The organism is Microbacterium hydrocarbonoxydans, assembly GCF_023715885.1.
Lineage (GTDB): Bacteria > Actinomycetota > Actinomycetes > Actinomycetales > Microbacteriaceae > Microbacterium > Microbacterium hydrocarbonoxydans_C.
This window is the reverse complement of record NZ_JAMBOY010000001.1, coordinates 92,080-102,802: the sequence shown is the minus strand read 5'-3', so window position 1 is coordinate 102,802 and position 10,723 is coordinate 92,080. Positions and strand designations below refer to the sequence as shown.

Below are 10,723 nucleotides of genomic sequence, written 5' to 3'. Positions count from 1 at the left end.
GCACCGAGATCCGGTGGCCCGCGCGATAGTGTGAACGCGCGTATTCATCGAAAGCAGGGGGTTCCATGTCGCCTCAGACGACAGCCGTCGCATCATCGCAACTGATACGCCTCTCGGTGCAGTGGGAGTCGGAGCGGATCGACGTCGGCGTCCCCGGAGGTGTGCCGGTCGCCGAGGTGCTCCCGTCGCTCACACGCCGCCTGCGGATGCTCGACAGCCACTCCGCGTCCTCCGGCTTCCGCCTCGTCCACGCCGACGGCACGCCCCTCGACGGTGATCGCACCCTCGCTGCGCAAGGGGTGCAGGACGGCGACTTCCTCGTGCTGGAGCAGGGCGCTTCCGCGGCGCTGGCCAAGCGCTACGACGATCTGGTCGAAGCGGTCGCCGACGCGGTCGAGACGAACGCACCTAGGTGGTCGACGCAGAGCTCGGTCACGACGGCGACGGTGGTGGCCGCCGTGCTGCTGCTGCTCGCGATCGTCCCGGCCGTGTGGGCCTGGGTCGGCAGCGGGACGATCGTCACCGCCGCGGGTACGGGCGCGGCAGCGGTGGTGCTTCTGATCTGCGCACTCGTGATGGCCCGCACCGGTGCTCCTTCGCAGGCGACCATGGCTCTGGCGCTCGTGTCGTCGGTGTACGCCGGCGTCGCCGGGTACACGTTCCTCCCCGGCGGGCCGGCATGGGGTCTGCCTCTGGTCATCGGCGGCGCGGCCACGCTCGTGTTCGGAGTGGTCTCCCTCCTCGCCCTGCGGGCACTGCGCGAGTACGGTGTCATCCCGATCGCCGTCGGCGGAGCCCTTTTGGTGATCGGGGCCATCGTCGCCCTCATCGATGCTCCGGTCGCGGGAACGCTCGCGGCCGCCATGGCGATCGCCGGCATCGCCGGACTCGGTGCGCCGTGGGTGGCGCTCGCATCCGTGCCTCTGCGCGTCGTCTCCGCGCGCGAGGAGTCCGAGGTGTACGACGCGCCCTCCCACATCTCCCCGGAGGAGGTCGCGAAGCTCTACAGCCGCGCTCACCGCTATCAGGTGTCGCTGCGCATCTCGCTCTGCGTGATCGTCCTGGTCGCGACGGTGCCGGTGGTGGCCTCCGGCTTCTGGGGTCTGCTGCTGTGCACGGTCGCGTACCTCGGCATGTTCCTCGGAACCCGTCAGGTGTACTCCCGCTATGACATCGTGGCGGTCGCCGCCGGCGTGCTCTCCGGCGTCGCCCTGGGCGTCGTCACCGCCATCCTCACCCACCCCGATTGGATCGCGGGTCTGGTGATCGGCCTCGCCGCCGCAGCCGTCTGCATCATCGTCGTGGTGCTGTTGAACCCGCGGACGAGACTGGGCCTCACGCGTCTCGCCGACTTCGCCGAGTGGGCGACGATCGCTCTGCTGCTGCCCCTGGCCATCATCGCGGGCGGCTGGTTCTGATCCATGGCGTCCAAATCCGAGCTCCTGCAGGCGCAGGCCTTCAATCGCCGCCGCCTTCAGCGCGCCTTCGTCAGCGGCGCCCCCGGTGGACGCGAACTGCCTCCGGGAAAGCCGCTGCGAGGCGTAGTGGTGAGCGTTGCGCTGGGCGTGCTGACCGTCATCGTCTCGCTGCTGATCGGCACGTTCACCGGGAGCCTGCCGAAGGACTGGCGCGACGGCGCGATCATCGTCGTTCAGGGAGAGGGATCGCGCTACGTGGCCCTCGACGGCACGCTGTACCCGGTCAAGAACCTCGCCAGCGCCCGGCTGCTGGTCGGCTCGGTCAAGATCACCTCGGTACCTGCGAGCAAGCTCGACGGCATCAGCCGTGATCCCTCGCCGGTCGGCATCGACGGGGCGCCCGACTACCTTCCGTCTCCCGATCGCCAGTACGAGGACCCCTGGCTCAGCTGCGTGGTCGCCGAGAACCCTCTCGAGATCTCGACCCGTCTGCTGGACGACGAGATCGGGGCTGCCGACCAGGGCGCTCTCGTGCGCGACGACAGCGATCGGTACTGGTTCGTCCAGGGCGATCGGCGGTACGCGGTCGGCGACGACAACGTCGCGGTCGTGGCCAGCGTCTTCCTCGGGATCGACGACGTGGAGTCGGTCCCGACGGTCTCGGGGCTGTGGCTGAACCTCGTCTCGCCCGGCTCGCCCCTGGCGGTCGACCTGGGCGGCGAACTGGGGGAGGATGCCGACACCGCCGGCCTCCGGATCGGCCAGGTCGTGCAGACGCAGTCCGACGGGAACGTCGTGGCGGAGTACGTCGTGGACGGAGACGGACGGCTCGTGCCGGCCACGCCTTTCGCGCGCCAGCTGTTCACGGCGTACGTCGGCGTGGATCCCGTCGTCATGACCGTGGCCGAGGCGACCGATCTGGTCGACGTCAACTCGGAGGCCATCCCCGCTGACTGGCCGGAGAACGTGCCGACCGGCTCGACGGATCCGGCCGCAGCCTGCCTGCAGATGACGCCCACCGCCGACGGACCCGTGGTCTCGGTGGCAGCCGCTCCGGACGACCTGGAACCGGGGACGCGGGTCACTCCCGGTGCCGGGGCGTCGATCACGTCGCGGTCGACCGGTCAGGGCTCCACCTACGGCTTCGTCTCCGAGGCGGGGGTCTACTTCCCGGTGGAGTCCGCCGATGACCTCGCGCTGCTCGGGTACACCACCGAGCAGTCGGTGACCGTTCCTGCCACCTGGACGCAGCTGCTCGAGCAGGGTCCGACCCTCAGTCGTTCGATCGCCCGCACCACCGCATCGGGGCAGGGGGAGGACTGATGCGGATGCGCATCGCGCGCACGGTCGCGGCCGCTCTCGGGAGCGCCGCGCTGCTGGGCGCTGCGGGTCTCGCCGTACCCTCCGCTGCCGCGGAAGGTGGAGCGTCGGCGTCGAGTCCTGTCGTGGATGCGCGCCAGCAGTGCACCCCGGACGACAGGGCGTTCGTGTCGTCGTCGAGCTATCTCGTCGAGCGGCTCGGCCTCGAGGCGGCCTGGGAGTTCAGCCGGGGGCAGGGCGTGACCGTCGCCGTCGTGGACTCGGGCATCGACGCGGACAACGTGCACTTCGCCGACGCGCTGGTGTCGGGCGGCAGCACGTTCGGCGACGGATCCGCGCGACCCGACGACGATCTCTTCGGTCACGGAACCGCGGTGGCCGGCATCATCGCAGCGCGGATGGTCGACGGATCCGGCGTCGTCGGGATCGCACCGGCCGCGAAGATCATGCCGGTGCGCGCCTTCGAGTCAGCGCCGGAGGATGGACAGTCCTCGAGGGACGTCGTCGGCCCGAGCGCGCAGTCGGTCGCGGCCGGCATCCGGTTCGCCGCCGACAACGGCGCCCAGATCATCAACGTCTCGCTGTCGGACGACGGATCCGTCGATCTCTACGCGGATGCCGTGAATTACGCGCATGCGCGCGGCTCGCTGGTGATCGCGAGTGCGGGCAACCGCAACACCGCCGATTCCAACCTCCCGGACCCCGTGAACTTCTACCCGGGCGAGCTGGCGGGTGCGCTCGCGGTCGCAGCGGTGCTGAAGGACGGCAGCTGGAGCGCTGACTCGTCGTATGCCGGAGCGCACGTCGACATCGCGGCGCCCGGCCAGTCCATGCCGTCGGCGTACATCTCCGGCGGCGACTGCGTCTTCAACGGCGACTCCGCGTCGTCGAGCTACGCGACCGCAGTCGTCTCGGGTGCCGCGGCGCTCGTCGCAGCGCGCTACCCCGACGAGACGCCCGACCAGTGGGCGTTCCGCCTCACGCAGTCGGCGATGCGGGTCGCTCCGTCGGAAGCGTCCGACACCGTCGGGTGGGGCGAGGTGCGCCCCGCCGAGGCGCTCGCGCTCGTCGACGACGGAACGCTTCCCGGCCCTCCGTCGCCGGCGTTCGCGGCGCCGGAACCGAAGCCGGAGGAACCCAGAACGGTCTCCGTCGAACCCGGTGCCGACCCGCTCGGCCCGGCGAGGGAGATCGTCGGGTGGGGATTCGGCGCGGCCGCGACGATCTCCGTCGTCGTGCTGCTCCTGGCGCGCGGGCGGACGCGGCGCCTGCGCGCCTGACGGGACGGATGGGCACTTCTCCCCCTATGGCCCTCGGACGGCACTTCGTAGGATTGCGTCAACGGTCTACGGAAGAGGGAGCCCATGGTCAGCTTGGATATGGCGGACGCGAACCGTCTGATGGCAGAGCTGCAGCAGACGGCAGGGGAGCTGCAGCGCGAACTGCGTGCGCTCGCCTACGCGTCGGAGCAGCTGGCGCCCATCAGCGTGAAGGACGAGGAGGGCGCAGTCGAGCTCACCCTCGCCGCCAACGGCGCCGTGCAGTCGCTCGCCCTCGACGAGGACTGGCGCGACACCATCGGTGAGGAGTCGCTCGGTCTCGCCGTGAGCGCGTGCTACCAGTCCGCCATCGAGCAGCGCGCCGCGCAGTGGCTGAAGGCGTACTCCGAGACGACCGACCACGAGGGCGCATCGCCGGTGGCGGCGCCGGAGCCGGTGGAGCTGGGCGACCCGAGCTCGACCTGGGGCATCGAAGGACGCGAGCGGCTGCGCGAGATGTATGCGGCCGCCGACGCCGAGCAGGCGGACTTCCTCGCACACCGCGCGCAGCGTGCTCGTGAGCCTCGCGACGGTGTGAATTCCGCCAGGACCATCACCGTCACGCGCGAGGGCGACACGATCACCGCGGTGAAGCTCGACGAGCGCTGGGTCAGGAACACCAATGACGGTGTGATCGAGAAGGAGATCGTGCGAGCGCTGAACAACGTGATGGCGATGTCGGCCCGCGAGCGAGAGAACAAGTACGAGGGTTTTCCCGCGATCGAGCAGCTGCGCAAGATCGCCCACAACCCGAACGAGCTGATGCGCCGCATGGGCGCCATCCGCTGAGCCAGGGAGAGACGCAATGGGACTTGGAGATGCGTTCGGCGATGTCGTCGACGCCGTGAACCCGATCGACGAGATCGTCGACTTCGGTCAGAACGTCGCGCAGGGGGACCTCCTCGGCGCAGCGGGCAACGTGCTCGACGCGGCCACCCCGCTGGACGAGGTCGTGAGCGCGGGCAGTCATCTGCTCGGCGGTGGGGGAGGGGTGAGCAGCTCGGGCGGCATCCAGCCGGCGAACCCGGCCCCGATGAACGTCGCACCCGGCGAGTCGGTCCTGCCTGATCCGACGCCGCAGCCCTCCGCCTCGACCTTCGGACCCGAGGGCGAGGTTGACGTCGAGACCCAGTACCTGCGCAAGGACGCGTCCGCATTCGACGCCGCCGCAGGCTCATACGGAGACATCACCTCGGCGGCCCAGGGCCTGACGATCGACGCGGCGGCCTTCTCGTTCATCGGAGGACAGGCTGCGAGCGCGTACAACACGTTCCAGGCGACCATGGTCGCGCTCCTGGGCACCGCCCCCGCCGCTCTCACGGGCTTCGCGGATTCGCTCCGACTGACCGCCGACGCGTACGACGCGACCGACGTCGAGTCGGCCGGCAACCAGACGCGCGACGTCGATTCGGACTACAACGAGCCCGGTGGCGGGAGTGGCGGTGGAAGCGGCGGCGGCAGCGGCGGAGGTTCGTCGGGCGGCGGCGGGTCCGTCGGCGGTGGCGCGGGCGGCGGCACCCCCTCGGTCGACGACCCTCGCGTCGACGGCTCGCTCGACGGCGAGACCGGCGACGACGAGGCGCGTGCCGAGGCCGACGCGAAAGCCGACCGGCTCGATGCGCGAGCGGATGCGCTCGACAGGCAGGCCGATCAGGCCGACCAGCACGCCGACAAGGCCCAGGAGCAGGTCGAGGCGCTCGACAAGCAGATCGACGAGCTGGAGGAGCAGGCGGCCGCACTCGACCGCAGCGCGACGGACGGTGAGCGCCGCGCGACCGAACTCGACCTGAAGGCGACCCAGCAGGAGGCGGCGGGCGACGACGCCGGTGCGCTGCAGACCCGCACGGAATCGGCCGCGCTGCGCGCGGACGCCTCCGCCCAGCGTGCGGAGGCCGCGGAGATCCGCGAGCGGATCGAGCAGCTGACGGAGAGTCGTGACGACGCCGCCGAAGAGATGACGGACGCCAGGGAGGATGCTGCGGAGCTGCGTGACAAGGCGGCCGAACTGCGCGACAAGGCGGCCGATCTGCATCACGAGGCAACCGGCCTCGACCACGGAGACCGTGGCGGTGTCGCAGAGATCCGCGACGAGGCGAACATCGACGGAGCGGTCGACGGCGGCGTCGACGGCGATCATGACTCCGGTGACGCCGGCGTCATCGCTGACGAGCCGGCGGAGAACCCGTCAGACGTCCCGGCGGACGCGACCGACGGTGCGGCCGGCGAGGCACCCGACCCCGTTGCCGACGACGGCACGGATGTCGAGGGCGGCGCGGACGGCGCTGCCGGCACGGAGGGCGACGACCGGACTTCGAATGACGACGGCGCCGGCACCGTTGACCCCACGCCCGACGACCTGCTCGGCACACCGCTGTCACCCCAGCCGCAACCCGCGGCGACCGCCTGGCAAGCCCGCCTGAACAGCTGATCGCAGACTTTCACGACTGGAAGAAGACGTCATCATGGTTAGAATCCCTTCGCCTCCGCGTCCGCGTCCGGACGGTCCCGATGCGCCGGTCGGGCGCACCACCCCGCACGGGGACGGTCCTGACGCACCCTCCGGCCGCAGCACCCCGCACGGCGGTGGTGACAACGCCGGAGACGTCGACCGCTCGCGATCCAAGTTCAACGAATTCGTCGACGGTGCGAGCTCGGTCGTCGATCTCATCAACGGCATCCTCGAACTCGCCGGTCACATCCCGCTCATCGGCGACCTGATCGATCGGATCAACGACCTGATCCGCCGGATGTTCGAGAAGGTCAACGAGGCGATCTCGAAGACCGCGGAGATCTTCGCGTACGTCGGCAGCCCGACCACGCTCCGTCAGGCGGGGATCAGCTGGGTCCAGAACGTCGGCACGCCGGCGACCGTCGCGACCTCCTCGGTCGTCCTGTCGTCGCTTCCGAGCACCGGTCACTGGTCCGGTGCGGCGTACAACGCCTACTCGGCCCGGGTGGAGCTGCAGCAGCCGGCATCCGACAGCATCTACGCCAAGTGCACGATGATCGACGAGCAGCTGAACACGTTCGCGGATGCGATCGTGGACTTCTGGGTCGCGTTCTCGATCGCGGCGCTGACCACCGCGGTCGGTGTCGGACTCGGCATCGCGGAGATCGTCTCGGTCTGGGGTGCGCCGGGCGGTGTGGCCACGATCATCCTGGAGGTCGTGTCGTTCATCGCCGACGTGGTGAACCTCGTCAACATCATCCTGACCGCCAACCAGGCCGCGGCGGACTTCATGACCCAGGTCACGAACGAGCTCGGTGCGGTCAGCGCCTTCCCTGGCGGGGCGTGGCCCCGGCACACGGCGTGACCATGGAGGACCTCGGACGCGCGGAGAGCGGGACGGGCCCGGTCGGCGCGGCGATCGACCTCGACTTCGGAGGTCGGCGGCAGCGCATCCCGGCCGGATCGACGTTCGTCATCGGGCGCGGCGCGGATCTCGCGATGGACGACAACCAGTACGTGCATCGGCGCTTTCTCGAGCTCGAGCAGCGCGAGGGCGTCTGGTGGCTGTCGAACGTCGGATCGCGGCTGACGGCCTCGGTTGCGTCGGCCGACGGGATGGCGCAGTCCCTCCTCGCTCCGGGGGAGTCGACGCCGCTGGTGTTCCCGGCGACCACGGTGATGTTCACGGCAGGCCCGACGACATACGAGATCGAGCTGTCGACGGAGTCGCCGTTCTATCAGGTGTCGACCCCCTGGGCATCTGCGTCCGACGAGGCCGATGTCATCGGCCTGCTCTCGCCGGTGCAGAAGATCGTGCTGACCGCGCTCTCCGAGCCGATGCTCCGACAGGCAGCGCAGGGGGCAGTGCGCCTTCCTCCGATGGACGATGTGGCGATTCGGCTCGGCTGGCCGCTGGCCAAACTCGAGCGCAGGGCCGGAAGCCTGTGCGACAAGTTCGCGCGGCACGGTGTCCGCGGCCTGCATCGCGATGCCGAGGGGCGGATGCCGGATGCCGTGCGCTCGCGCCTCGTCGAGCACGCCGTCGGTGCACGCATCGTGACGCCGGATGATCTCGAACTGCTCGAGGCGTTCGATCCCCAGGGTGCCGTCGTCAGCTGACGCTCCGCCGTAGGATGGGTGTTCGCGTGATGCGGACCGCAGCGACGAGGAGGGTGAGCGCATGAGCATGCCGGCTGGGTGGTACGACGACGGTTCCGGGCGACAGCGCTGGTGGGACGGCACACGGTGGACCGACGACTACGCGCCCGTTCACGACGCAGGCTCCCCGCAGCCCGGTGCGAGCGCGCAGGCGCACGCTCCCTCGGCTCCGGTCGCCGGAGCGCGCCGATCGCCGGTCCTCGGGTTCGTCGGATTGGGTCTGGCCGCGCTCGGCACGATCCTGGCGTGCATCCCTGTCGTGTTCGGGATCGGCGTGGTCCTTCTGCTCGCCGGCTTCGTGGTGTCGCTGATCGGTCTGTTCACGAAGGGCGCGGCGAAGTGGCCGTCGATCGTCGGCATGATCCTGTCCGTCGTCGGTGGCGTGATCGGGGTCGTCGTCCTCGTCGTGACTCTGCTGGCGAACGCGCCGGCGCCGATCGATACGGCTCCGGCCACGAGCGCCCCGTCGCCCTCCGCCACGCCGTCGGCCGATGCGAGCGACAGCCGTCCGTCGCCGGAGGAGATCGCCGAGGAATTCGCCGCGACGCTGAGGGCCGGTGGTATCACGACATACGACGACATGCCCGAGTTCTATCCGTGCGTGGGACAGTTCCTGTACGACTCCGACCTGTCGGACGAGGCTCTGCGGCTCGTCATCGTCGGCGATGACCCGCCCGAGTCCGAGCGCGCGGCTGCGGAGAAGGCGATCGCCGATTCGGTGCTCACGTGCGACCCTCAGCCGTAGAGTGCGGCCTTCGGCCGCTGAGGGCATGATTGCCCAGCGCTGATGCGCGTTCTCCATGGGGAGCTCTCCCCATGGAGAACGAGCGACGACCCGGGCTATCATCGTGATGCTCAGGATCGTCGGAGGGGGAGCGCAATGATCATGATGGTTCCAGACTTCGGTATGGACGAGGAGACGGCCCAGACTCAGATCGACCTCATCAAAGAGGCTTGGGATGTGCTGGTGCAGTCACGCTCCACCCTCGAGCACCTCTCGGAAGGTCAGACGACGTCCCTCTGGACCGCAGACGGCAAATCGGTCGACCTCGTCGCCGCACTGGGCGAGAGGTATCAGTCCGCGCTCAAGTGGCTCGACGCGATCCAGCTGGAGCTGAACGACGCCTTCGTGAACCTCGACAAGGCGATCCAGGAGACGAATCAGCTCGATGCCGATCAGAAGGTCGCGTATCAGACGCTGCTCCACAAGGCCGTGGGCGGGCCGAACAAGCCGATCGCGGTCTGAGGGGAGAGATCATGGGAAAGAACGTCGAGCGACTCGACCGTCTGCAGAACAATCGAGCGGACTTCGCCGTCGTGGTCACGCGGAGCACTCAGTCCGTGCAGCGCGCCGCTGCCACCGAGGCCGTCGACACGGTGGCAGCGAACGTGCAGAAGGCCGCGAGGACGGAGGCCTTCGAGGGCAAGTTCGGGATGACCGTCGCCGAGGCCCTCACCAAGATCCGCAAGGATCTGGTCAGCTTCGGTGAATATCAGGCGGCCCTCAACAATGCCATCGCGGAAGCCGACGAGGCTCTTCAGCAGACGGCGAGCGGGTCGCACGGCCTTCCGCCGGGGAGCCTGTCGGCGGAGCAGCAGAACACGATCGACATGGCAGCCAAGACCGACAGCCCGGTGCAGGTCTCTCCCGGGGTGACGATGACGCCCGCCCAGGCCCAGCAGTACTACCTGGATCAGGCGGCCGCGGCCCAGGAGGAGGAAGCGCGGAAGCTCGCCGACGCCCTCGACCAGCGTCTGCAGGAGATCATCGACGGAATGCCGACGAGCGACTACGACGAGCACAAGCCGACCGACGAGCCCGAGGACGGCGACGGTCCCGGTGGGCGAGCTCCGATCGATTACCCCGGTGTGAACGGCGGTGGTGGCGCCGGCGGAGGCGGCACCGGCGGCGTCGACGGCGGTGCGGGGATCGACGGCGGCGGCAATGGCACCGGCGGACGGGACGACGACGGCGGTGGCAAGGACCACATCGTGCGTCCGCCGATCATTCGGGAGCCGCCGGTCGACCCGCCTGTCATCGAGGAGCCGCCTTTCCCCCGACCGAGGGACGAGGACCCCCGCATCGACGGCGGTATCGGCGGTGAGATCCCCGGCGCGGGTCCCGGCGGCAGCGGTGCATTCCCCGGTGGCGTCACCGGTGGCGGCACGGGTTCGGTCGGCGCGGGTGTCGGCGGTGTCGTCGGCGGAGCGGGCCTTGCCGGGGGTGCGGCTCTCGCGAACCGCCTCAGTGGTGGCGCGGGTCTTCTCGCCGGCGGTGTAGGAGGTGTCGGCGGTGTCGGTGCCGCCGGAGGCCCGGGAGCGACCGGCGTCGTCGCGCAGTCCGGTGCCGCGGCCGGCGGGCGCGGTGGCGCCATGGCCGGCGGAGCCATGGCCGGCGGAGCGGGCGGTGCGGAGAAGCGCAAGCGTCGTCGTGGACAGGATCTGATGGCGTTCGAGGTCGAGCAGGACGATGACGAGGCGCTGCCCGACATCGGCTCGGCCGGAGCCGCGGGGCGGTCGACCTCAGAGGGACGCGAAGAGCTCGGCTGGTAACCCGT

At 69.9% G+C, this 10,723-nt stretch carries 10 protein-coding genes; all 10 read left to right on the top strand.

Annotated features, from left to right (window positions below):
- Positions 1-65: 65 nt before the first annotated feature.
- Positions 66-1,418 (top strand): type VII secretion integral membrane protein EccD, encoded by a 1,353-nt coding sequence (gene eccD, locus M3195_RS00475; RefSeq protein ID WP_251584130.1) that lies wholly within the window; start codon positions 66-68, stop codon positions 1,416-1,418.
- A gap of 3 nt (positions 1,419-1,421) precedes the next feature.
- Positions 1,422-2,741 (top strand): type VII secretion protein EccB, encoded by a 1,320-nt coding sequence (eccB, locus tag M3195_RS00470; RefSeq protein ID WP_251584123.1) that lies wholly within the window; start codon positions 1,422-1,424, stop codon positions 2,739-2,741.
- Between the two features lie 5 nt (positions 2,742-2,746).
- On the top strand, positions 2,747-4,018 hold the full coding sequence (locus M3195_RS00465; protein WP_251584120.1) for a S8 family serine peptidase: 1,272 nt from the start codon (positions 2,747-2,749) through the stop codon (positions 4,016-4,018).
- A gap of 84 nt (positions 4,019-4,102) precedes the next feature.
- Positions 4,103-4,846, top strand: coding sequence for a hypothetical protein (locus M3195_RS00460; protein ID WP_251584119.1), 744 nt, complete (start codon positions 4,103-4,105; stop codon positions 4,844-4,846).
- A 16-nt stretch (positions 4,847-4,862) separates the two neighbouring features.
- The gene (locus tag M3195_RS00455) at positions 4,863-6,485 is read left to right on the top strand and encodes a type VII secretion target (protein ID WP_251584118.1); all 1,623 of its coding nucleotides are present in this window, start codon (positions 4,863-4,865) and stop codon (positions 6,483-6,485) included.
- A 34-nt stretch (positions 6,486-6,519) separates the two neighbouring features.
- Positions 6,520-7,371 carry a hypothetical protein gene (locus M3195_RS00450; RefSeq protein ID WP_251584112.1) on the top strand — a complete coding sequence of 284 codons (852 nt, stop codon included), beginning with the start codon at positions 6,520-6,522 and terminating at the stop codon, positions 7,369-7,371.
- Positions 7,350-8,126 (top strand): hypothetical protein, encoded by a 777-nt coding sequence (locus M3195_RS00445; RefSeq protein WP_251584110.1) that lies wholly within the window; start codon positions 7,350-7,352, stop codon positions 8,124-8,126. The genes M3195_RS00450 and M3195_RS00445 overlap by 22 nt, the downstream gene beginning before the upstream one ends.
- 61 nt (positions 8,127-8,187) lie before the next feature.
- Complete coding sequence (locus tag M3195_RS00440; protein ID WP_251584108.1) at positions 8,188-8,910, top strand: DUF2510 domain-containing protein; 723 nt, start codon at positions 8,188-8,190, stop codon at positions 8,908-8,910.
- A gap of 162 nt (positions 8,911-9,072) precedes the next feature.
- Entirely contained in the window at positions 9,073-9,411 is a 339-nt protein-coding gene (locus M3195_RS00435) for a hypothetical protein (protein WP_251584105.1), read from the top strand.
- Between the two features lie 11 nt (positions 9,412-9,422).
- On the top strand, positions 9,423-10,718 hold the full coding sequence (locus tag M3195_RS00430; protein ID WP_251584104.1) for a hypothetical protein: 1,296 nt from the start codon (positions 9,423-9,425) through the stop codon (positions 10,716-10,718).
- Positions 10,719-10,723 lie beyond the last annotated feature (5 nt).